21 protein-coding genes and 1 tRNA gene are annotated in these 22,238 nt (G+C 70.2%); 10 read left to right on the forward strand and 12 right to left on the reverse strand.

The window, feature by feature from the left end; translation table 11 throughout:
- Positions 1 to 243: 243 nt before the first annotated feature.
- A complete protein-coding gene (locus ABZ079_RS23665) occupies positions 244 to 939 on the forward strand; it encodes an alpha/beta hydrolase (protein ID WP_356941434.1) in 696 nt (231 codons plus the stop codon).
- 80 nt (positions 940 to 1,019) lie between these two features.
- The gene (locus ABZ079_RS23670) at positions 1,020 to 1,718 is read left to right on the forward strand and encodes a hypothetical protein (protein ID WP_356941435.1); all 699 of its coding nucleotides are present in this window, start codon (positions 1,020 to 1,022) and stop codon (positions 1,716 to 1,718) included.
- A 3-nt stretch (positions 1,719 to 1,721) separates the two neighbouring features.
- Here ABZ079_RS23670 and manD read toward each other — a convergent pair whose 3' ends face one another.
- Together manD and ABZ079_RS23680 are read right to left on the reverse strand one after the other, a co-directional pair.
- The gene (gene manD, locus ABZ079_RS23675) at positions 1,722 to 2,966 is read right to left on the reverse strand and encodes a D-mannonate dehydratase ManD (RefSeq protein WP_356941436.1); all 1,245 of its coding nucleotides are present in this window, start codon (positions 2,964 to 2,966) and stop codon (positions 1,722 to 1,724) included.
- A gap of 170 nt (positions 2,967 to 3,136) precedes the next feature.
- Positions 3,137 to 4,582: a gluconokinase, GntK/IdnK-type gene (locus tag ABZ079_RS23680; RefSeq protein WP_356941437.1), complete on the reverse strand. Its 1,446-nt coding sequence runs from the start codon at positions 4,580 to 4,582 to the stop codon at positions 3,137 to 3,139.
- A gap of 325 nt (positions 4,583 to 4,907) precedes the next feature.
- Between ABZ079_RS23680 and ABZ079_RS23685 the strand changes: the two genes are divergently transcribed.
- The gene (locus ABZ079_RS23685; RefSeq protein ID WP_356941438.1) at positions 4,908 to 5,111 is read left to right on the forward strand and encodes a hypothetical protein; all 204 of its coding nucleotides are present in this window, start codon (positions 4,908 to 4,910) and stop codon (positions 5,109 to 5,111) included.
- Positions 5,112 to 6,259: 1,148 nt separating this feature from the next.
- On the opposite strand, the gene ABZ079_RS23690 is transcribed toward ABZ079_RS23685, so the two are convergent.
- Positions 6,260 to 7,105 (reverse strand): SDR family oxidoreductase, encoded by an 846-nt coding sequence (locus ABZ079_RS23690; RefSeq protein WP_356941439.1) that lies wholly within the window; start codon positions 7,103 to 7,105, stop codon positions 6,260 to 6,262.
- An 85-nt stretch (positions 7,106 to 7,190) separates the two neighbouring features.
- Between ABZ079_RS23690 and ABZ079_RS23695 the strand changes: the two genes are divergently transcribed.
- On the forward strand, positions 7,191 to 7,703 hold the full coding sequence (locus tag ABZ079_RS23695; protein ID WP_356941440.1) for a MarR family transcriptional regulator: 513 nt from the start codon (positions 7,191 to 7,193) through the stop codon (positions 7,701 to 7,703).
- Positions 7,704 to 7,850: 147 nt separating this feature from the next.
- Here the strand turns inward: ABZ079_RS23695 and ABZ079_RS23700 are convergent, their stop codons facing one another.
- The gene (locus ABZ079_RS23700) at positions 7,851 to 7,997 is read right to left on the reverse strand and encodes a hypothetical protein (protein ID WP_356941441.1); all 147 of its coding nucleotides are present in this window, start codon (positions 7,995 to 7,997) and stop codon (positions 7,851 to 7,853) included.
- A gap of 463 nt (positions 7,998 to 8,460) precedes the next feature.
- Between ABZ079_RS23700 and ABZ079_RS23705 the strand changes: the two genes are divergently transcribed.
- The gene (locus tag ABZ079_RS23705) at positions 8,461 to 9,684 is read left to right on the forward strand and encodes a spore photoproduct lyase family protein (protein ID WP_356941442.1); all 1,224 of its coding nucleotides are present in this window, start codon (positions 8,461 to 8,463) and stop codon (positions 9,682 to 9,684) included.
- Positions 9,685 to 10,127: 443 nt separating this feature from the next.
- Positions 10,128 to 10,424, forward strand: coding sequence for an alpha-amylase (locus ABZ079_RS23710; RefSeq protein WP_356941443.1), 297 nt, complete (start codon positions 10,128 to 10,130; stop codon positions 10,422 to 10,424).
- Between the two features lie 55 nt (positions 10,425 to 10,479).
- Here the strand turns inward: ABZ079_RS23710 and ABZ079_RS23715 are convergent, their stop codons facing one another.
- Genes ABZ079_RS23715 through ABZ079_RS23725 form a run of 3 tightly spaced genes read right to left on the reverse strand, consistent with a single transcriptional unit; the run spans position 10,480 to position 14,434 of the window.
- On the reverse strand, positions 10,480 to 12,315 hold the full coding sequence (locus ABZ079_RS23715) for a GMC family oxidoreductase (RefSeq protein ID WP_356941444.1): 1,836 nt from the start codon (positions 12,313 to 12,315) through the stop codon (positions 10,480 to 10,482).
- Entirely contained in the window at positions 12,312 to 13,751 is a 1,440-nt protein-coding gene (locus ABZ079_RS23720; protein WP_356941445.1) for a hypothetical protein, read from the reverse strand. Before ABZ079_RS23720 ends, ABZ079_RS23715 begins: the two co-directional genes overlap by 4 nt.
- On the reverse strand, positions 13,748 to 14,434 hold the full coding sequence (locus ABZ079_RS23725) for an FCD domain-containing protein (protein ID WP_356941446.1): 687 nt from the start codon (positions 14,432 to 14,434) through the stop codon (positions 13,748 to 13,750). Before ABZ079_RS23725 ends, ABZ079_RS23720 begins: the two co-directional genes overlap by 4 nt.
- Before the next feature lie 568 nt (positions 14,435 to 15,002).
- Here ABZ079_RS23725 and ABZ079_RS23730 point away from each other — a divergent pair.
- Positions 15,003 to 15,635 carry a hypothetical protein gene (locus tag ABZ079_RS23730; RefSeq protein ID WP_356941447.1) on the forward strand — a complete coding sequence of 211 codons (633 nt, stop codon included), beginning with the start codon at positions 15,003 to 15,005 and terminating at the stop codon, positions 15,633 to 15,635.
- Between the two features lie 218 nt (positions 15,636 to 15,853).
- Here ABZ079_RS23730 and ABZ079_RS23735 read toward each other — a convergent pair.
- The 3 genes from ABZ079_RS23735 to ABZ079_RS23745 form a co-directional block, all read right to left on the reverse strand.
- Positions 15,854 to 15,927: transfer RNA gene (locus ABZ079_RS23735), tRNA-Met, on the reverse strand.
- 105 nt (positions 15,928 to 16,032) lie between these two features.
- A complete protein-coding gene (locus tag ABZ079_RS23740) occupies positions 16,033 to 17,289 on the reverse strand; it encodes a DUF418 domain-containing protein (RefSeq protein ID WP_356941448.1) in 1,257 nt (418 codons plus the stop codon).
- Positions 17,286 to 18,353 carry a CocE/NonD family hydrolase gene (locus tag ABZ079_RS23745; RefSeq protein ID WP_356941449.1) on the reverse strand — a complete coding sequence of 356 codons (1,068 nt, stop codon included), beginning with the start codon at positions 18,351 to 18,353 and terminating at the stop codon, positions 17,286 to 17,288. The genes ABZ079_RS23740 and ABZ079_RS23745 overlap by 4 nt, the downstream gene beginning before the upstream one ends.
- Before the next feature lie 149 nt (positions 18,354 to 18,502).
- Here ABZ079_RS23745 and ABZ079_RS23750 point away from each other — a divergent pair, with 149 nt between their 5' ends.
- The gene (locus ABZ079_RS23750; protein WP_356941450.1) at positions 18,503 to 19,114 is read left to right on the forward strand and encodes a GNAT family N-acetyltransferase; all 612 of its coding nucleotides are present in this window, start codon (positions 18,503 to 18,505) and stop codon (positions 19,112 to 19,114) included.
- Complete coding sequence (locus ABZ079_RS23755) at positions 19,111 to 19,995, forward strand: PaaX family transcriptional regulator C-terminal domain-containing protein (protein ID WP_356941451.1); 885 nt, start codon at positions 19,111 to 19,113, stop codon at positions 19,993 to 19,995. The genes ABZ079_RS23750 and ABZ079_RS23755 overlap by 4 nt, the downstream gene beginning before the upstream one ends.
- Before the next feature lie 284 nt (positions 19,996 to 20,279).
- Here ABZ079_RS23755 and ABZ079_RS23760 read toward each other — a convergent pair whose 3' ends face one another.
- On the reverse strand, positions 20,280 to 20,450 hold the full coding sequence (locus tag ABZ079_RS23760) for a hydrophobic protein (RefSeq protein ID WP_199209256.1): 171 nt from the start codon (positions 20,448 to 20,450) through the stop codon (positions 20,280 to 20,282).
- Between the two features lie 517 nt (positions 20,451 to 20,967).
- Positions 20,968 to 21,345 (reverse strand): hypothetical protein, encoded by a 378-nt coding sequence (locus ABZ079_RS23765; protein WP_356941452.1) that lies wholly within the window; start codon positions 21,343 to 21,345, stop codon positions 20,968 to 20,970.
- A gap of 550 nt (positions 21,346 to 21,895) precedes the next feature.
- Here ABZ079_RS23765 and ABZ079_RS23770 point away from each other — a divergent pair.
- Entirely contained in the window at positions 21,896 to 22,135 is a 240-nt protein-coding gene (locus ABZ079_RS23770) for a hypothetical protein (RefSeq protein ID WP_356941453.1), read from the forward strand.
- Positions 22,136 to 22,238 lie beyond the last annotated feature (103 nt).

Here is a 22,238-nt window from a genome sequence, read left to right on the forward strand (position 1 = left end):
GCCGGCATCCCGACCGCGACAGCTCGTCAGCACATGCCGGCACCTCACGGCCGCAGTCGATCGCCGCCCCGGCCCAGGCCGTTCCGGGCGCGCGGTCGAGTACGGCATCGACCACCTCGAGAGGCACCGGGCCGTGGCCGCGCGACAGGACAAGCCTGCCGGCCGCCACTTCGTGCGCGCCAAGCGTTCTGCTGTCAGCCAAGACCATCGCGCCTTCCATGGCATGGGCGACAGGATCGTCCCATGCAGCCGATCTTCGTCCTCGTGCACAGTCCGTCGGTAGGCCCCTCCACCTGGCACCCTGTGGCCGAACACCTGACGACGGCCGGATACCAGGTGCGGGTGCCGTCCCTGCTGCACATAGGCGCCGGCGCTCCTCCCTTCTGGCCCCGCATCGTCAACGCCGTCCGAGACGGCCTCCGGCAGGTCCCGGCCGGCATCCCCGTGGCGTTGGTGGCACACAGCAACGCGGGCTTGTTCCTCCCGGCGGTCCGCTCGGGCCTCGAACGTCCGGTGACCGGCTCGGTCTTCGTCGACGCCGCGCTGCCGGCCCGGACCGGGCCGACCCCTGTCGCCTCACCCGAGTTGCTGGAGTTCCTCAGCCCGATGGCTGTGGACGGCAGGCTCCCGCGCTGGACCGATTGGTGGGACGAAGCGGATGTCGCACCCATGTTCCCCGATCCGATCGTGCGGCAGACAGTCATTGAGGAGCAGCCCAGCCTGCCGCTGTCCTACTACGAGCAGCACATCCCGGTCCCCGACGGCTGGGACGACCACCCCTGCTCCTACTTGTTGTTCGGCCCTCCGTACGACGGCCTTGCCGCCGAGGCACGCGAACGCGGCTGGCGTGTGGCACACCTGCCCGGCGCACACCTCCATCAGATCATCGATCCTGCCGGCACGGCCCGGCACCTCGTCGACCTGGCCACCACGGCTTGATCGACTTCAGAACAGGCGGCGGCCCGGAACTGTGGCCTCCGCCATAGCGTGTGTGGTCCGGGCCTGCTGAGGTGATCCTCATGTCCGAGGGAATCACCTGGCTTGCCGAACCGAAGTCGATCGACTGGGGCGGCTACAGCGTCGTCATCGCTCAAGACCTCGCCGGCGACGAACTCGCCAGACGGGTGGCGGCCACCAGGTTCGGCCGGAACCTCCAAGAACCGCGCTTCCTCGGCGACCTCACCGCCGGGCAGGCCGGCGACATCATGACGGGGCTGTTCGGCGACACGCATGACGCGATCGCTCTCCGCTACGGGGAGACAGGCGAGTGGGCCTACGTCGTCCAGCACAGCTCCTGGTACGCGGAGTTCGGGGACCAACCGCCCGTCTCCCGCGGTGGTGCCCACGTGTTCCGCCTGTGGTACGAGGAGGAGAACGGCAAGCCCGTGCCGCCCTACTTCGCCTACGAGCACGACGGCCGCACGCTGTGCCACTTCAACCTGCACCTCGACGGCTCCTGGGGATCCAGCCGGGTCGACGGTGACCCGGCCGTGGCCCGCGCGCTGGAGGCCAGGCTGACGGCAGCCGGTCTCCGCCTCGACGATCCCGAGGACCGCCGGGACGACCGGCGCGGGATCCACCGGGCATGCCTCGGCGCCATCGAGGAGCACTTCCACCTCACCCTGCCCCGCGAGCAGATCCTCCATGGCACCCTTCCCACACTTGTGATGAAGGCGAACAGCGCGCTGTGCCCGTTCTGCGGGGCACGGCAGGCATGAGACTCACCAGTCGTGGACGGTGCCGTCCCGCAGCCTGTTGACCGGCAAGTACGCCGGCTGGTACGGGAAGCGACGCGCTGCCTCCGTGTCCACGTCGACGCCCAGACCCGGAGTGTCGGACGGATGCAGCAGTCCGTCCTCGAACCGGTAGGAGGTGCGGAAGACCTCCAGTGTCCGCTCGGAATGACGCATGTACTCCTGGATGCCGAAGTTGTGGACGGCCAGGTCCAGATGGAGCGCGGCTGCCATGCCCACCGGGGAGATGTCGGTCGGGCCGTGCATACCGGACCTGACGCCGTAGACACCCGCGAGGTCGAGCAGCTTCTTCATCGCGGTGACGCCACCCGTGTGGGTGACGGCGGAGCGCACGTAGTCGATCAGCCGCTCGCTCAGCAGCATGGTGTAGTCGTACACCGAGTTGAAGACCTCGCCGATCGCCAGCGGTGTCGTCGTGTGCTGTCTGATCAGGCGCAGGGCCGCCTGGTCCTCTGCGGGTGTGGCGTCCTCCAGCCAGAACAGGTCGTACGGTTCCAGGGCCTTGCCGAGATACGCGGCCTGGATCGGCGTCATCCGGTGGTGCCCGTCGTGCAGCAACGGCAGCTCGGGGCCGAACTCTGCCCGGACGGCCTCGAAGACGGTGGGAAGGTGCCGCAGATACGCACGGGTGTCCCAGGTCTCCACCGCCGGGAGGGGCCGCCCGCCGACCCCGGCGCGGCGCGCGGGTTCGTAGTCGTACCGCTCTCCGCCGCCCGCGCTGGAGGCAGCCACACCGTACACGGAGTCCAGGCCGGGTATCCCGGTCTGGATGCGGATGGCACGGTAACCCAGCTCCAGATGAGCGCGCACGGAGTCGAGCAGTTCGGGCACATCGCGGCCGGAGGCATGGCCATAGGCCAGGGCTCCGGTGCGGGACGCGCCACCGAGCAGCTGGTAGAGGGGCATTCCGGCGCACTTCGCCTTGATGTCCCACAGCGCCGTGTCGACGGCCGCGATGGCCGCCATGGTCACCGGACCGCGCCGCCAGTACGCGCCCCGGTAGAGGTACTGCCAGGTGTCCTCGATGCGGGAGGCGTCGCTCCCGACGAGCAGGGGCACGACATGACTGTCCAGGTAGGACTGAACGGCCACTTCACGACCGTTCAGTGTGGCGTCGCCGAGACCGGTGACGCCGTCCTCGGTGGTGATGCGCAGGGTGACGAAGTTGCGTCCCGGGCTGGTGACGATCACCTCGGCGGACACGATCCGCATGGTGGGGCCTTTCTGCTCGGTCGGTTCGGTCGATCGGCTCGGCCCCCGCGGAGCCGTGCGGCGGCAGGTTGCGGTGAGCGTGTGGGCCCGGACTCGAGCCCAGGAGAGTAAGGAGGGAGGGAGGCCGGGCAACAGCTCCGATACGCCGGTCCCTGCGGCGGCGGGCCGTGTCAGCGGCTCCGGATGCGCCGAACCAGCTCGGTCTGGACCTCGGCGACGATGCGTTCGGCCGGCAGGGCCGCGTCGACGGTCATCCCGGCCTCGTCGTCCTCCAGTGGTTCCAGGTCCTCGAACTGCGAGGACACCAGGGAGGCGGGCATGTAGTGCGAGTCCCTGCTCTCGACGCGGGCGGTGGCCTCGTCCTGGCCGAGTACCAGGTGCACGAAGAACGTGTCGGGCCGGGCCACGCGCAGCATCTCGCGGTAGATGCGTCTGAGAGCCGAGCATGTGATCACCAGCCCTTCCTCCGAGCCCGCCGCACGGATGCGGCCGGCGATGGCGGCCAGCCACGGACTGCGGCTGCGGTCGTCGAGAGGGGTGCGGTTCCTCATGGCCTCCACATTGCGCCGGGGATGGAAATCGTCGCCCTCCTCGAAGGGCACCCTGAGCGACTCGGCCAGGTACTGGCCCACGGTGGTCTTGCCGCATCCGCTGACCCCCATGACCACGACGGGGACGCGCTGGGCGTTGGTCAGGGCCGCCATGGCTTCCTGGAAACCGGCCCGATGGGCGGTCGGCAGGCTGTTGGCGTTGAACTGGTCCAGCCCCGCCCGCAGACGGTCCCGGACGACGGGATCCTGCAGTCGTCCGCTTCGGATCTCGGCGAGGATGGCCTCCGCGAAGGCCTCCGCGGCCGTCGGCAGTCCCTGGTCGACCGCGTAGGCCAGCCCGATGTGCAGCCACATGGCGATCGGTTGCGGCCGCGGGGGATAGCTCTGCACGGTGTCGGCGCGGGCGGCGGCACGCGTCGGCGTGACCGTCGTCTCCTGGTGGTTTCCCGTCCAGTCCCGGTCGATCCGGTGGTTCAACGCCATGACGACCGGATGGGACAGTCGCAGGAACAGTTCGTTGCGCGAGCCCGCGAGGAGGGTGCGGTGGAAGGCGGCGTCGATGTCCCGGAAGCGCTGCCGGATCGCCGCCCCTTCTCGCGGCTGTGCGAAGTCCGGGTCCTGGCTGAGGGCGAGCAGGGTGCGGGCGTGGCTGGTCAGATCGTGGCAGATCTCCGCCGACCTGCTCAGTGCTGCCAGCCTGGCCGCCCGGGGCTCGATCACCTCTCGCAGTTCGGTGAGTGAGCGCATCTGGCTGTCCGGTGCCACCTCCAGACGCCACGCGATCACGTCGGGGTCCAGCAGGTCCCACCGTTCCAGCGCCTGGACGGTGGCTCCGATCCGCGGCTGCAGATTGACCAGGCCTTTCTGGTGCAGCGTCTGCAGGGCCTCACGGGCCATGGGCCGGGTGATCCCGAACTCGTGCATGACGGCGTCCACCGTCAGATGCTGATCGCGGGGCTTGCCGCCCTCCACGATCTGACAGCCGAGTTGTTCCACCACCCGCGCGGTCGAGCCGCGTAACGCGTCCTCTGAGCCTTCAGGCAGGTCGACTTTGGGACCAGTCATGGCAGCGATGCTAGACCTCAACACCAATCTGGTCAGCCATCCGACTGCCGTCAAAAGGAGCGCAGACGGTTCTATGGGCGCGCTCGGGGGCGCACTCGACGCACTGACTGCGACCGCGTGCCCCATTTACGGACCAGTGAGGCATCAGATGCCTTCTCTGATCACATCTAGGTGGGTACCGTGGTCACTCATTCGCAATGTTTCGGTGTGCCGAGGCACCGGCCAGGGTGAGTCGGTATCCCAGGGATTACCGGGCCGGTATCGGTGCGCGGCAGCTGATGAAGGGCTGCCTCATCCCGCCCTGACGAACCCGCAGGAGAGCCGTATGCCCGAACCGACCTCGCCCACGCCCACACCCACGCCGGACCGGCTGTCGCTGCGCTGGGCGTTCATTCTCTTGGCCTCGGTCGTGGCGGGTCTGTTAGCAGGACTGCTGACGTACGCCCAGTCGGGGAACTGGCCCGCATCACTGCTCGCAGCGCTCGGTGCAAGCGGCGCCGCACTCGTGAGCCTCCCCCTGCTGCTCTGAAGCACCCGGCCGGTGAAGGCGGCGCACCTCCGGCATTTTGCTGCGGGAGGTGCGCCGGCGCGTGCGGGCGGCTGCTCTGGCGGAGCCGCTTACCCCGCGAGCCAGGCCGCGTGGTCGGGCGCCAGCAGGCCGTCCTCGACGGGCCCGCTCGCCAGCAGGACCGAGGTGTGGGCGGGCAGCCGGTAGGCCCCGGCCGACAGGTTGACCACACGCCGAGTGGGGAGAGCTGAGCGTCGAGGCGCAGAACGGTGACGAGACGTCGATGCTGGAGCTCTACCGCGTTCAACTTCGACTTCCTGATGTCTAGTTGGCACGCGAAGGGCCTGCGCGCGGTCATCGACGACTCGCTCGCCATGCTCGACGCGGTCGGCGCGCCGGCCACCTGGGTGCCGTCCAACCACGACGTCATGCGCCACCCGAGCCGCTACGGCCGCCGGACGGTCAAGCGGTGGATCGCGTTCACGCCGACCAAGGGGGCCACCGGCTGCAGCCTTCAGCTCGCGCGAACGACTGCTGGGCTACCAGCAGGCACTCACCGAGGCGGGCATCCCGGTCGACGACGAACTGGTGGTCACGATGGCGGCCGACGACAAGCGCGGCCTCGCTGCGGGAGTCGGGCAGTTGCTGCGTCTGCGGGAGCACCGCCCCGCGGGCAGCGCCCCAGGAAGACGGCGAAACCCCGCGGATGACCGCCTGAGCGGGTGTCGAGCCGGCCTCACCCCCTCGGACCGTACGCCCGCCCAGGCGTCCGTCTGCCAGCCGGCCCTGCACTCTTCGGAGAATCGCTCGCGTTCCAGAGGTGGATGTGCCGCGCCCCCTCCTCTCGGAGCGCACCTGCTGAGCGACTGGGCGCCGAAGGCGTCGTGACGGACGGGCTGGATGCGGTGTCGGTCGGTGAGGCGGTGGCCGCGCCCGGCCGGACACCCTCGTGCCTCGGATGACGGGCCTCCCGCCGGCCGCTGCCGAGGCGACCGGAGTCTCCCTCGTCGTCGCGCAGAGCCACGCCGGCTTCAAGGGAATCCGATCCGGTGGGCCGCCACGTCGGCGCTACGTCTCACCAGCGCCGCATCGCCGCGCTCTGCGCGCGCTGCCGGCATTCATGACGCGCGATGAGAGCGGCCCCTCCCCGGAGCGAGCGGCCGCGGGGGTCAGCCGACCCAGGCGGCGGTGAGGCCCTGGACCGCGGAGCCGTCGACGTCGGCCAGCTTGGTGCCGACGAAGGTGCGCGCCCATTCGGAGGTCTGGATACGGAACGCCGGCCGGTCGGCGTCGAGAGCCCCCATGACCGCTTCCGCCGCGCCGGCCGGGGTCTGCGCGCTGCCGTCCAGGAACTGCTCGACGGTGCGGTCGATGTAGTGGCGCAGTGCGTCCGAGTAAGGACCGGCGGCGATGTCGGCTTCGAGGTCGAAGCCGACGTTGTTCACGAACTCGGTGGCCACGGCGCCGGGTTCCACGACGGACACGCTCACGCCGAGCGTCTGCGCGACGGGCGCCAGGCTTTCCATGTAACCCTCGACGGCGAACTTGGCGGCGCAGTACGCCTCGTTGAACGGCTGACCGATGACGCCGCCGACACTGGTGACGGTGATCAGGCGGCCGCCGGTGGTGCGCAGGTGCGGGAGCGCGGCCTTGGAGACGTGGAGCACACCGAAGAAGTTGACCTCCATCACTTTCCGAACGTCCGCGACGGTGTCGTTCTCCAGGGTGCCCAGATGGCCCGCGCCCGCGTTGTTGACGACGGCGTCCAGGCGGCCGTAGTCGGCGATCACGCCGTCGACGGCGGCGGTGACGGACGCCTCGTCGGTCACGTCGAGCTGACGGATATCGAGTTCGACACCCGCTTCGGCGGCCGCCTTGCGCAGGGCGTCGGCGCGGGTGAGGTCACGGAGGGTGGCGACCGTACGCCAGCCGGCCTGGGCGGCGGCTATGGCGACGGCGAGGCCGATGCCGGACGAGGTACCGGTGATGAGGACGGTGCGGGGGGTGGCGGACATGGCGGATCCTTTCGGGGCGTTTATGTGCGTGCACACACAACATAGCGGTATGTGTGTGCGCACGCAACCCGCCTATAATCGATCCATGCCGAAGAAGCTGCCCCAGGCCGAGATGCCCGCCGCCGACTACGCCTTCTACGGGTTGGTCTGGGCCGGCACCGTGATGACCGAGCGCGTCGACCGGGCCCTCACCAAGGCGCACGATCTGCCTGTCTCCTGGTTCGAGGTCATGCTGTGGCTGGCCTCCAGCCCCGAGCCGGTTCCCGCCTCCGTCCTCGGCAACAGCACCATGCTCAGCCGCAGTCAGGTCTCACGCGTGGTCGACGCCCTCCAGGCACGGGGCCTGGTGACCCGCACCCCGTCCGCGCGCGACGCGCGGTCGGTCGAGGTCTCCCTCACCGCCGAGGGCCGCCATGTCTTCGAGCAGGCCGACGCGACACGCCGCGATGCCCTGGCGCCGGTCTTCACCGACCTCCTCGACGAGCACGACATCGAGGCCCTGGGCACGGTGTGGCGCAAGCTCAAGGCAGAAAAGGAGCGACTGGCGCAGCAACCGGCGCCCAAGCCGCACCCGGCCACGCCCGACAGCCAGAGGTGACCTGCCGTTCACCGCGTCGGCCGCTTCCGTCGCGTGTGGTCCCCGGCCCGCTGGACGCGCCGCCGACCGCTGCGTGCATCGGCAGGCGCCGGGCCCCGGGCGGCTGACGGCGCGGGCCGCCGCCCGGGATAAGGCCGGACCCGGGCGTCACCGGCGGGTGCGCCACCTCGCGACGAGCCGCTGAGCCTGAGCACGGCGGCGCGGGTCGGACGCGGTGCGCCGCAGCTGGTCGATCGTGCGCCGTCCCTGTGGGCTCCTCGCGAACTGCTTGATCCGCTCCAGTACTCCGGACACGGCACTCCTTCCCATCGGGTTTGTCCCCGACTCGCTGCCAGGGCTCCGTCGTGTTCCGGTTACCCGGTGGCCGAGGGTCCAGACCGTTGGCGGCCCGTCTCGCGCAGTAGGCTCTCGGCACGGCCACGGCCGACGGCCCGGTCGTCCGCCCCGAGGTCCGACGCGGATGTGAAGCCGCCGGCCGGTCGGGACCCGAGTGGCACCTGCCATCCGCCGAGTCACGTGGCCGTGCGCTGACGCGACCGTCAGAGCGCCCGCGTCCCGGCGCTGCCGGGAGGGCGAGCCGGACGGGACGTGGCCTGCCCGTGGGAGCCCCGCTGCAGGCGGCCTCACCACACTGGGACCGGACCCTCCACTCCGCTCCCGCTGCCGAGGACTGCGTGCAGGCGCGTCACCGCACGTTTCGCGCGTGCCTACAGTGGAGTGAGACCTCTTTTTCCCCCGACACCCGAGCGGAGCACACATGAGGTATCCCTCCGCCGGACCGGACGACGGCTCCGACGCCTTGTTCGATCTCGACGCGCTGGACGCCGGTACGCCGCCGGACGGGGGTGGCACGGCCGAGTACGGGGGTACGGCACCCGGACGTGAGACGGACGGCCGTGCGCTCTTCCGCGACTCCCCCGCGGCCCGCCGCCTCCTGCCCGTGCGGGCCGTCTACGCGGAACCGGCGGCAGCGGCCTCTCCGCGCGGCCGACAGGTCCTCGCACGCTTCCCGGCCGCCAAAGTGATCGAGGTGGACTCCCACTGGCGCATCCCGGGGCTTCACGGCAACGAGGGAAACGTCCAGCGCTGGGTGCGCGTGAAGGGGGAGACGCTGGTCCTGGGCGAGAAGAAAACGCTGGCCACACGGCCCAACGGACGGTCCGCCGACTGGATCGCCCCCGGCCCCTCCAACGGGTGCGCGATGGCCTGTGCCTACTGCTACGTGCCGCGCCGCAAGGGGTACGCCAACCCCGTCACCGTCTTCACCAACATCGACCGCATCATCGCCCATCTGGCACGGCACATCGCGCGCCAGGGTCCCAAACGGGAACCCACCCAGTGCGACGAGGCGGCCTGGGTCTACGACATCGGGGAGAACGGCGACTGTTCGGTGGACGCGCTGATCTGCGACAACACCGCGGATCTCGTGCGGTCGTTCCGCCACTGGCCCACAGCGAAGGCGTCGTTCGCCACCAAGTTCGTCAACCCCGACCTGCTGACGCTGGACCCACGGGGCCGGACACGCGTCCGCTTCTCGCTGATGCCCGAGGCGGACTCACGACTGCTGGACGTACGGACATCGCCGGTCGGCGACCGGATCGCCGCCGCGGCGGACTTCCTGGACGCGGGCTACGAGGTCCATTTCAACCTCTCCCCCGTGGTCCTGCGCCCCGGCTGGGAGGAAGCCTGGGCCGATCTGCTCCGGCATCTCGACGACGTCCTGCCGGACCGGGTCAAACAGCAGGCGGCCGCCGAGGTGATCATGCTCACCCACAACCGGGAACTGCACGAGGTCAACCTCGGCTGGCACCCCCGCGCCGAGGAGGTGCTGTGGCAGCCCGGCCTGCAGCAGGGCAAACGCTCCGAGAACGGGGCGCTGAACGTCCGCTATGCCCACCGCGTGAAGGAAGAGGCCGTGCGGACCCTGCGCGGCCTCATCGCGGCCCGCGCACCCTGGCTCCGCATCCGGTACGCCTTCTGAACGCTCAGTGCGCCGAGTTCCACACCGCCGTCTCGGCCAGGGCATCGGCGGTGAGCGGAGACGGTGATGCCGGCCGGAAGCCGGACAAGGGGACACGGACGTCTGTTGCAGACCATCGGACAGCCGACGCCCGCCATTCGGGCTCCGCACCTGCCCGACCAGGTGGTTCCCTCCCCGGCACAGTGAAATCCTTGAACCTTCACTCTCGCCTTTTTCTCATCGCCGGCGCAGAGACGCAGGTCAGGGCGGGTCTCCGATGAAACGGCGGGACTGACGCAAAGCGGCGTCGGCAGTTGCACCCAGGCGAGCGGGCTGAAACCTTCAACTCTCGAACGCGCCCCGGATCGGCGCGAGTTATTCGCCCGATTCAAGAGGGCATCGGTCTTCACCCATTCGAAGGAGCCACCGTCGTGGTCGTACGGAGCACGAGGAACCGCCTCACCATGGCCGCTGTCTGTTCCCTCGCCGCCGCACTCTCACCTTTCGCTGCCGCAGGACCGGTCTCGGCCGCTCCCCTCACGTCGGAGCCGGCCCCTGCCTGTGTCGCGCTTTACGAGAGCTGGCGATACACGAACGTCGCCAACGACTGCTCCGACACAGTCAGTGTGATGGTCGTGTACCAGGACGGCGCGACGGGCCTGTGCCACACCGTGCCGCCTGGTGCGTTCACCACCGTGGGCGAGGGTTACCTCGGCCAGCATGGCCATACGGACCACCTCGCCGTGTGCCGCCCCTCGTGACCGTGCCGGATTCGTCCTTCAAGCGATGGTCGTCGCCCTGCGGGGGCCAGAATGATCAAGCGTGAAGATACGCCTCCGTGATCGCCAGGGCCGCCGCCATGATGGTCAGCTGAGGGTTCACCTGTGGGCAGCTGGGGAGTACCGAGGCGTCGGCGACCAGTACGCCGTGTACTCCGCGCAGACGTCCCAGCGGATCGGTCGGGAAATGCCGGGGGTCTGCTCCCGCGGCGACCGTCCCGGTGGGGTGGTAGGCGGACAGGTGGAGTTGTCGGGCGCTGGTGCACGCGAGGACGGCGTCCAGTTCCGCGAGGCTGCGGACGCGGGGCGCACGGGGGATGCCGGTGAGTACTTCCTCGGCGCCGGAGGCGAACAGCAACTGGCCCATGGCGCGGACCGCCCGCATCAGACGGTCTGCGTCCCGGGGGTGCAGCCGGTACTGCGGCAGCGTGCGGGAACGGCCCACGACACGGCCCGAGGGGCGGTCGGCGATCATCGCGCCGAGTGTGGCGAGCCGGTCGGCGTTCTCCAGTTCGTGGCGCAGTTCGGCGCCGAGTCCGGGGAGGATGAAGGAGCCCATGCCGGGCGGGGTGGCGGTGGCCTCGATGAGGATCCCCGCCTCGTGGTGTTGCTCCACGCCGACACTCTGCAGCACGCCCTCCCAGGCCGTGACCGGTTCGGCGAAGCGCCCGGCGACGCTCGTCGCCGGGTGGACGCTGAGGTTGCGGCCGAGGCGAGGGTGCCTGCCGAGGCCGGAGCGGCGCAGGAGGGATGGGGACTGCAGTGCGCCCGCCGCGACGACGACCAGCGGCGCGAGGATCTCGAACCCGCCGTCCCCGTCCCGTGGTACCCGCACCCCTGCGGCGCGTGGTCCTCCGGGGCGGTCCGTGTCGACGAGGATGCGTTCGACCCGGGCTTCGGTGACGATACGGGCGCCGGCGGAGCAGGCGTCGGGCAGTACGGAGAGCTGCACGCTCTGTTTGGCGCCCGTCGGGCAGCCGACCACGCACTGGCAGGATCCTTTGCAGCCGGGCGCGTTGCGGCGCAGGGGCGCGGCCCGCCAGCCGAGCTCGCGGGCGCCAGTGAGCGCGATACGGCCGTTGGCGCCGAGGACGTCGAGGGGTTGGGCGGCCACGCGCAGAATGCGTTCCACCTCGTCCAGGTGATGGTCGAAGCCTTCGGCGAGCGCGAGTCCGAAGCGGTCGCTCCAGTGGTCGATCACGTGGTCCGGAGTGCGGTAGCAGGTGCCGGAGTTGACGACCGTCGTGCCGCCGACGGCTCGGCCCACCGGCAGGAGCAGTGGGGGGTTGCCGACGGCGACGCTCGCTCCGCCGTCCCGGTACAGGTCGGTGAACCGGTCGAGGGGCGGGCGCCGGCCGAACGACTCGGTGGAGTGGTGCTGTCCCTCTTCGAGTACCACGACGTCGAGCCCGGCACGGGCCAGGGTCTTGGCGGCCATCGCCCCGCCCGCGCCCGAGCCGATGACCACGGCGTCGGCGGTCGAGCGAGCGGGCCAGGCGTGGGCGGGTGTCAGGTCGAGCGGTGGGTCCTCGCGCGTGAGGCCGTGTGGTGCGGGGCCATGGTGCAGCATCCGTTCTGTGCCGGCGGACAGCAGGACCGGCACCTTGAGCACGTCCAGGAGCGGGATGAGTGCGGGGCGTGCGGCCAGTTCGGCCAGTACGGACTGCCGTTCGCGCGGGGCGAGAGCGGTCAGTGTGCGTCCGGTACGGGCCATGGCGTACGCGTTCACTCCGTGGGCCGCCATCCGGATGCCTGCCCGGGCGGCGAGCGGCATGGTGGACAGGACCTTCTCGAGTCGGGCGGGGACGTGGCGGTGCCAGTCGGTGGTGCCGTCGTCGGCGATGAGGGCGGCCACGAGGCCGGTGAGGCTCATCGCGTGCCCACCTCCGCGTGGGCCGTGCCGTCGAGCGTCCACTCCTCCTCCGTGCGCCAGCCGCCGAACCACCACCGCTCCAGCAGGACGTGTACGTCGGCGCGTTCGCTGTTACGGCAGGTCGCGTGTCGGCCGTCGGGGTCGGTGTAGTCGAGGACGAGGGTGCGGTCCGTGGGCTGGGTGACCTCGACCCGTATCCGGCGCAGGCCGCTGCGGCCGGTGACCGCCCAGGTGGGCAGGTCGATGTCGGCGTGGAAGCGCCCCGCTCCGGCCCAGCCGACGGCCGGGCGCTCGGCGCGGCGGGGCCAGCCGCGGCCGTGGCGACGCAGCCGGAGGAAGACCAGGGGGGGCAGTCTGCGCAGACCCGGGCGTGTGGAGACGGCGGCGACGATCTCCAGGACGTCACCGCCGCCGAGGTCGGCGTGCAGCCAGGACCAACGGTGGGCGTTGCCGTGACCGTAGATCCGGGCCGACGCGCCCGGGGCCCCGGTGAACGTCAGGGTCCTGCCGTCGTGGGTGAAGGTGCCCTCGTAGAGGGACCGCGCGGCGGGGAGCATCTGGGCGGCCGGCAGCAGTGGACGGCGCCAGGCCCAGCGGGGGAAGGTGAACAGCGGCCCGTCCACGGGTCGTTCGGCGAGGTCCCAGTGCAGGGCACCGCCCCCCGCCGTTCCGGTCAGGCGTCCGGGGCGGACCGTGACCCCGTCGGCGCTGAAGCCGGGCTCGCTCGGAGTCCATCGGGCGGGGCCGAAGCGGGCGTGCCGCACGGGGCCGTCATGGGGAAACACCACGGCCCAGCCGTGCGCGTACGGCTCGGATCCGTCGGCCGGGGCGGTCAGTTCGTGGTGCAGCCACAGTCCGCTGCCGGTGTCCGGGTCGGTGACGGTGGTGTACCAGACCTCGGCACGGCCCGGCTCACCCCGCCAGCGGGAAGCGAGGAACGCGGCGGGATCCTCCCGTCGCGGGAAGCGGAAACCGGCGAGGAAAGGCAGCAGGTGCGTGCCGAGCGGAAAGTGAAGGGTGCCGGTGCCGATCCGCGCACCGTCCTCGCGGAGGGTGTACGGCAGTACGGTCATCGAGGCAACGGGCCTGCGCGGCGTGACGGACTTCCAGCCGTCGAGGGTGAGCCGGCGGCCGTCCGCGGTGAACCTGACGCGGTAGCGGATACGGCGTCGCGCGAGCGGAGAGATCTCCAATTCGCCCTCGACGTGGGGGTCGTCATCCCAGCCGGTGATCCGTATCCGGCCGGTGGCCCGGGCCTCGGTCGTGCCGAGCAACCGCAGGAGGCGGTCTGCCGAGACGGTCAGATCCAGGCGGACCCGGCGGGTGCGGACCTCGTCGTCGAGCCGCAGGGTGCCGAGCATCGTCTCGCTGAAGACGGTGCCGCGAACGGGCAAGCCACTGATCGGGACCGTGGGTGAGGTGGTCGTCACGCTCATGCGAGGCCCTCCAGCATGATCCGTTCCGTCGCGGTCAGATACTCCTCGGCCGCCCGCCGGGCGCCTGTCTCGTCACCGGCCTGCACCGCGTCGACCACCGGCTCCAAACGCCCCCGGGCCGCCAGGGCGTCCGTGAACGGTCCCCTGAGTACGGCGCGCACCGGCAGGTAGGCGTTGAAGAGGGTGTTGGTCAGCAGAACGTAGACACGGTTGCCGGTGGCGCGGGCCAGGGCCCGGTGCACCTCGATGTCCGCGAGCTGTACGGCATCGGCGTCCGCCGCATCCCCCACGGCCGTCAGCAGCGAGCGCAACTCGGCGCGCTGCCGGTCGGTCGCCCGGGCCGCCGCGCGTTCGGCGATCAACGCTCCGATGCTCCGCCGTACTTCGAAGACCTCACCGATCCAGTCGGGGCTGTGCCGTACGAGCATGGGCAGCAGGTCGGCGCCGCCCAGGCGCAGGTAGTCCCGTACGCGGGTGCCGACGCCATGGCGGGTCTCCAGCAGTCCGGCCTGCATGAGACGCCCGAAAGCGTGCTTGAGGGTGGTGCGGGTGACGCCGTAGCCGTCGGCGAGCGTGCGTTCGGGCGGCAGGTAACTGCCCGCCGGATGGCGCCCGGTGAGGATGTCCTCGCGCAGACGGCTCTCCAGGACATCGACGATGGTCTCGCGGGGCAGTGCCTCCACGCCGTTCCCTCCAAGTGGCTCAGTGGATGAGCCACTCAACCAACCTGGTGGCGTGGAGTCAATGGGCAGGGCGGGGCCAATCGGGGTTGCGATTCGCTCAACTTACGGCGCTGAGTGGTCAGCTGGCCCTCGGCATGCAACGCACACCAGTGCAGCCTGTCCGCTTCGGCTCGGCGCGGCCGAGCCGGCCGCGATATGCCAGCAACCGTGGAGGGCGAGCCGTTCCACACACTGCTGATCCTGGTGCGCGCCCCGGGCTTCCGAACCACGGCGTACGGCGCCTCTCGGGACATGGATGCGCCTAAAGGAGGTGGTCGGCAACTGGCGTGCTGGTGCGGGGGAAGCCGGAGACGCCAACCCTCACCGGCGGCTGAATCGGGGAGCCCTCCGCGGGACCATCACGACTCGGCAACGACCCGACATCCGCTGCAACCGCACCTGGCGTGAAATCATCCGTCTCTGCGACAGACACCGGCCCCGCACGGGCCGCACACAACTGAGGGGACCCCCTGTGGCAACAATCAGGAAGACCACCCGTCACAGACCCAGCGCCGCTCTCCATGCGGCCGTGGCGAGCGCGTCCGCCACCGTCGTCCTGGCGCTGACGCTCACGGCCTGCAATGGAGGCGGCGACGCCACGGCATCCCCGGCCACCGGCCGGACCGCGACGACCAAGCCGGGTTCCAGCGGAGCGGGAGCGGGTGCCACCACGGCCGGGGCCAAGCCCGCCGGAACGCCCACGACGTCTGCGAACGACGCCGAACCACCATCGGCGTCGGCCTCTTCAGCCGCCACCGCCGCCCCGGCACCCGCCAAGCCGACCACCTCGAGTACCGCGGACGGCACGAGTGGGTGCGACCACAAGATGCCCATCTCGCCCGACGAGATCGCGGTCTACCGCTACACCCCCGAGGGCGGCTCCCTGAACCTGATCGTCAAGCACGGCAACTGGGGTTGTGCTCCTGCCGATTCCGACGGCGCGCCGTTCGTCACCGTGGGCAAGGAGACATACCTGCCCATGGATCAGGCCGCGTACGTCACCGCTACCGACCCCGTCGTGGAGAGCACAGAGAACCAGCACATCGGGGTACAGGACTTCCTCGACTGGCTGGAAGCGCATCCCGACAGCGGGCTGGTCTTCAGGTACCACCTCGGCGACGATGGAGCCATCGACCGCCTGGATGAGGTATTCACTCCCTGATCGGTCACGCGACGCCCTGCTGTTCGCCCGCAACGCTGCGCGGGACAGGTCTACGCCGGGCAGCCCGCCGCTCATCCGTGCTGGTGGTCGTAGGCGACGCGGGTGCGTCAGTCCATCCGCCCGCCGATCAGGTCCTCGATGACATGCGGCAGCCGCGGACGGAGCCCGGGCGGCCGGGAACGTCGAAGGGCCCGGCCGTGGCCGGACCCTTCGTCTCGTAGCGGGGACAGGATTTGAACCTGCGACCTCTGGGTTATGAGCCCAGCGAGCTACCGAGCTGCTCCACCCCGCGTCGGTGCCACCACTCTACACACAGCGACCGGCACGGACACAACCCGGTTTCAGCGGCGGACGATGTCCTCCGCCTGCGGCGCCCCTGCGGCGAGATGCCCGAGGTTCATGAATGCGTCCTGGCCCGGTCTGTTGGGCCCTGCGCGGTGGGGAGATCCTTCCGGCGTGGCGGCGACAGATCGGTCCACGCGCGCAGCAGCCACTCGACGGGTCCGTAGCGGTGGCGGGCGAGCCAGAACCGAGAGGCCGCCGCCTGTAGCGCGAACAGTGCCAGGGCGATCACCGCGATCACCGGAGGCGGAACCCGGCCCACCAGTGCCGTGCCGTAGCCGGTGAACAGCAGGGCACAGACCAGGGACTGGGTCAGGTAGTTCGTCAGCGTCATCCGGCCCGCGGGGGCGAACACCAGCGTGACGCGCCGACGGTGCCGTCCGTGGGCCAGGCGCAGGACGGTGGCCGCGTAGCCGGCGGCGAGCAACGGTGCGGTGATGACGTCGACGCCGAGGGCCAGGACCTGATAGGCCCCGCCCGGGTGCAGCAGGCTCGCGTGGGCGTACATCACGCCACCGGCCAGCCCCGCCGTGAAACCTACGCATTGCAGTCGGCGCAGCACACGCGGGTGTGCGCCGATGTCGGCCAGAACCCGCGCGCGGCCGGTGGCGAGTCCGAGGAGGAAGGCGGCGAGTGCGGCGGGAGCCTGGAAGAACACCAGTAGGACCGCGACCTGCGGCAGTTGCCGTAGGTGGGCGGAGAGCACGGAGGCCCCGTCCGCACGCAGAGCGGCCGTCTCGGCTTCCGCGTGGGCGCTCGCCGCGGCCTGGTCGATACCCGAGCCGCCGGACAGCTGTAAGCCGCAGGCGAGCAGCAGGTAGGCGGTCGCGGTGAGGGCGAGCAAGGTGACTGCGAGGCGGACGGCGGTGCGGAGGCGTATGCGGTGCAGCGCCAGGAGGAGCAGCCCGAGGAGGGCGTAGGTGGTGAGGATGTCTCCCGGAAAGAGCACCACGGCGTGCAGGACGCCGAGGGTGAAGAGCCCCGTGAGGCGGCGCAGGAACCGTGGCGTGAAGGAGCTGCCGGCGCGCTCGGCCGAGGCCAGCTGGAGGGTGAAGCCGTAACCGAACAGGAAGGAGAAGAGCAGGAAGAACTTGGCTTCGAACAGCACGGTCACCACCCAGCGCGCCGCCTGGTCGAGCGGGCCGCCGAAGCCGGGGTCCTCCACGCCGGTGCCGTGATAGGCGGAGGCCATGTAGGTGATGTTGACCATGAGGATGCCCAGTAGCGCGAAGCCGCGCAGCGCGTCGGCGTTCTCCAGCCGGGCCGGCGGCCGCAGGGCTGGTGCCGGGCTTGCCTCCGATGCCCACGTCACTTCGGCGCCTCCGTGTCCGTGTTACGGCGTTGCAGGAAGACTCGCTGGTCGTCGAGGAATCCGGAGGCGGACAGCGAGCGGGGCGCGAAGGCAGCCGTCAGGGTCAGCCGCAGCCCCGAGCCCAGCGCGGTCCGGACCAGGGAGTGGTTCGCGTCCGGATAGTGGCGCACACTCAGGGACCCGGCGGGAAGCAGGCGCCGGTAGACCGTCTCGGTCTCGGCCGCGTCGACGTTGCGATCGTGCCCGGCCAGCACGAGCAGTACGGCCGTACCGCTCGGCACGGCACGCAGGTCGGCCGTTGCGTCCGAGGTGTAGTTACGGGACACGAACCGCCACCGGTCGGCCGTCATGTCCTGGTCGTGTCCGCCCGTGGCGGCTCGATATTCCTCGTAGGACGCCCCGCGTTCGAGCAGCCGCAGCACCACCCGCCTGCGGCGCAGCGCCTCGGCTCGATCAGCCGGGGACGCGTGACGGTCCTGGAGGTCGGCAAGGAGGTTGAACTCGCCCTGCCGTAGCCAGTTGACGGCCGGTGAGACGGCTATGACGAAGCGCAGATTCCGCTCGCGTGCGGCGACCTTCGGCAGGACCCAGCCGGCCTGGCTCGCACCCCACAGCCCGATCCGATCGCGGTCGATGTCGGGCCGGTGGCGGGCCCAGGCGATCGCGGCCTGCGTCTCCGCGGCGCGGTCGTCCATGCTCTGGTGCAGCCAGTTGCCCTCCGAACGGCCGATGCCGGGCTTGCTGAACGACAACGACGCGTATCCGGCCCTGGCGAAGCCCTCCCACATCGGCCGGTAGAACGTGTCGTGCGTGGCGTCGATCGGGCCGTCGCCGTGGACGAAGACGACCAGCCCGAAGGGGCCCCTGCCGTGCTCGGGCCGGGCGAGCACCCCATCGAGCCGATGCCCGGCCTGACGGAGGGTCACTCTCTCCTCCCGCAGCGCGTAGCTGTTCTGCCACAGCACGACGCCACCGAGGGACCCGGCCGCCAGCAGGGTCGCTGCCGCCGCCCACGCCAGCCCGCGCCTCCAGCGCCCGCCGGCCGCCCGTTTTCCTGTCGGCATCCTCACTCACTCCAAACTATCGAAGCCAATACGCTCGTTACGAGAATGAACGTTATATGCTCGATAGCGCAAGGGGGTGGCTCACCGGCCACCCGGGCACGAAGGGGGCACGCATGGGTCCATCGACGGAAGACACCGGGGAAGAAGGGATGGCCGTACGGCGAGGCATCCCGCCGGGCGCGAAAGAACGGGTCGCGGCCCTGTACTGGGAGGCGTTCGGGCGAAAACTGGGCCCCGCGCTGAATCCCCCGGAAGCCGGGCGGGCGTTCATCGCCGCTCATCTCCACCACGACCGCGGGATCGTCGCCGTCCGGGAGGGCCATGTGGTGGGCGTGGCCGGCTACCAACTGGCCGGGCGCTCACTCACCGGCGGTGGAGCGGGGGACGTCCTGGCCTCGTACGGCCTGCTGCGGGGCCTGCCGCGGCTGGCCGTTCTCTCCTTGTTCGAGCGCAGGGCCGCCGAGAGTGAGCTCGTGATGGACGGCATCGCCGTGGACGCCGCGCACCGGGGCTCAGGCGTCGGCAGCGCCCTGCTGCATGAGGTCTGCGCCCTGGCCGCCGAGCACGGCTGCCATCGGATACGGCTCGACGTCATCGACACCAACCCCCGGGCCCGCGCGCTGTACAGCCGGCACGGCTTCACCGCGGTGCGCACCGAGCGCGTCCCGTATCTTCGCTCTCTGATGGGGTTCTCAGCGGTGACCACCATGCACCGCCGAGTACGGGCGGCGGACCGAGAGGGCGGAGACGGCACGCGATGAACCACGAAACCACCGCGCAGCGGCCCGAGATCTCCACCCGTCTGCTCGTGCACGCTCTCGTCCGCGAGGACGGCACCGTCGACGCCGGCGAACTCTACACCGTGGCGGGAGTGCTGGGGATGTCCGACCAGCAGGTGAGGCTGTGCGTGAAACGGCTGGTATCCGAAGGCGGCTTCGTCCAGGACGGCCGCGGCCGCAAGGCCACCTTGCGGGCCGCCGCCGAGGTGACCGAATCACTCACGCTCGACGCACACTACGTCCGCTATGCCTACCGGCAGGACGCCGGCCAGGCTCCGTGGGACGGTACCTGGCACCTGTTCGCCTTCGCCATCCCCGAAGCACACCGGTCGGCACGTGACACCCTGCGGGACTCCCTCCTCCACCTGGGCGCCGCACCCGTACAGGGCGGGTTGTACGTCACCGCCAACAACGTCGGCGAACTCGTCGAGCACCAGGCCCGTCGCCTGGACGTCCTGGACTGCGTCACCTTTCTCACCAGCCGCGACCTGCGCGTCGGCACCCTCACGGACCCACCCGCACTGGCAGCCGCACTGTGGCCACTTCAGCGGATCGCCGACCGTCATCTCCGCCTCACCGAGCTGGCCACCAGCTACCTCGCCGGCCTGGACGGCAACGCGTCATCGGCGGACCGGCTGACCATGACGGTGATCCTGGCGGCCGAGTTCACCCGCGCCATGGAACCCGACCCGCTCCTGCCGCCCGAACTACTCCCCCAGCCCTGGCCCGGAGTCCGCTCCCGCGCGATCAGCGCCGCATGCTGGCGACGACTCCGCGAAGGCGGGGCAGCGGATGGTGCGGCACCGCCTCTGCGGCTGTTCGAGCTCTACCGGGATGTGTTCCCAGACGTGGACGAGAGCTAGCGCCGACCGTTCAGCCGACCGCGGCGTCGCCCCGGTAACCGCCCCTCAGGAGGGCCGGCCCCCGGAGGAATAGGAGGTGCAGGGTTCCACTGCTGGTCCTGCGGGGGCCGGTGTTCTGCTCGGCTACCCCTCGACGCGTCCGATACGCCCGTTCTCTCCCTGATCACCCTCGGTGAAGCCTCTTCGCGTTGGCCTTCACACGAGCAGGGCCCGGCCATCCTTGGCCGGGCCCTGCTTGAAACCAGCACGAGGGATATGTGCCGCGTGCCGGCGAACGCGTGCGCCTACCAGCGGTACCAGCGGCCCTTGCGGCCGCCGCTGCCTGCGGGTCGGACCACGAAGCCCAGCAGCCACACGACGAGAACGATCACCGCGATCCACCACAGTGCCTTCAGCGCGAAGCCCGCACCGAAGAGGATCAGAGCCAGAAGAAGAACCAGTAGCAGGGGAACCATTGTTATCAACCTCCTGGCCACCGAATGCCCTTACTTCAGCTCTACAAGCACATAAATGGCGTGTTTCTTCCATGCAAGCAAGGGCAGACGTACCTCTTGCGCCCCCGTTGCCCGCCTCCCTCATCCACACGGCCCGGCACGGAGAGGCGGTTCGAACCGCGTTGCTCCATCCCCCACCCACCGGCACCGCGAGCGGCTCATGGGCAGCGACCGGCCAACCGCCCGGATCACGCCGCCCAGGCCGAGTAGAGATGAATGTAGGGCTGCCTGGTCGGCAGGTTCCGGATCGAGCCGCTTCACGATGACGAACCGCCAGGTGAGGTTCATGTTTGCCAGCAGGTCGTGTGGTTGCTCCTCGGACGGGTCGTCCCAGGTGGTCCCGTCCGCCTCGATCGCCTGAAGCACTGGTGCCGCCATCGAAGGTGACTCTAGCGGCCAGTCCCTACGGCCGGCCGGCGAGCCTGTGCGCCGACCGCTGGTATGCCCTCAGCTTGTCGGGCGCCAGGACGGTCCCACGTCAGTGGCACAGCAGGACCGCGACGGCCAGCATGACGAGCACGGAGGCCCCACAGAATGCGAGATGTGAGCGCGGGTAGTCATACCGCTCGCGCGTCACTCCCGTGTTGATCTCGTGCGCCCACGTCGCGAACAGCTTGCGAGTCGGATACATCCCGATCGTCAGCCCGATGAGCGCGAACGAGCACAGGACGAGCATGTGTGCCAGAGGGAAGCCGCGCGACGATCCGAACGCCACCGCTCCCATACCGCACAGCACCCAGATGAAGGGGTACACCGTCCAGAACTTCTGGATGGGTATCCATTTCGCCATGGCGGAGCAGTGGATCACGAGAGCTGCGATAGCCAACAGCCACAGCCACTCCGCGGCAACCGACATGAGCACGGACTTCCCCCTGAGTCACTGGAACCCGCAGAGACTAGCAGGGAGCTGAGACGAGGTCCGCACGTCCAGTGTTCGGACGTGTCCCATTTTACCGTACCAATGGCGTACGCAAACGTGCACCTACGCCGTACAGAGAGCGTTCGGATGGGTACCGATCACACCCCACGCTGCGACTTCCCCGGGCCGGTGTTCGAGGCCAGCGCAACGCGGCGCGGAGAGCAGGCATCCCTCATCTCGTGTTCGCATGCCCACACGCACCACTCGCGCCGCAAGGCTCGGGCTTCCGTCTCGCGGCCCGAGATGCTGGGTGGTCGAAGGGCGGCTAGCGTGTGAGGGAAGGGCCGCGATCCGGGGGGTACGCCCGCCGCCGCAGGCGAGGGCCCTGCTCATCGGGTCCGGCAGCCCGCGACCGCGAGCCGTACGTCTCGTCCCCGACGCGGCAACATCCGTGGCCGTTCTTCCCACTGCGGCCCCGGCCATGCTCCTCGTTCCGGAACCGCGCTACGAGGGGTGGAAAGAAGGTAGGCCCATGAAAGGTCAACGCGTGAGGCGTCTCTTCGCAGTGTCTGCGGTCGGCGTTCTCATGGCCGGTGGCGCGGCCGTCGGCCTAGCAGGTACGGCCTCGGCAGCCACCCCGGCGAACACGCCCACCAACAACGGCTGCTTCTATCACGGTGGCTCGTGGTACGACCACTGCGACGGCTTCGGCAACCGAGGCGACCGTGGAGACTTCTACCGCAGCGGCGTCCTCAACAGTGGCGTCGTGGTGATCGTGGTGGGCTGAAGGCCGTAGGAAGGAACAGCGGAAAAACGACCGCCCTCGCCGCGCCACAAGGCCCGCTACCGGGCAGGCCCGGCGGGGGCGAACCGCTGCGTCACCTGGCTCG

This window comes from Streptomyces sp. NPDC006314 (assembly GCF_040613075.1).
Classification (GTDB): Bacteria; Actinomycetota; Actinomycetes; order Streptomycetales; family Streptomycetaceae; genus Streptomyces.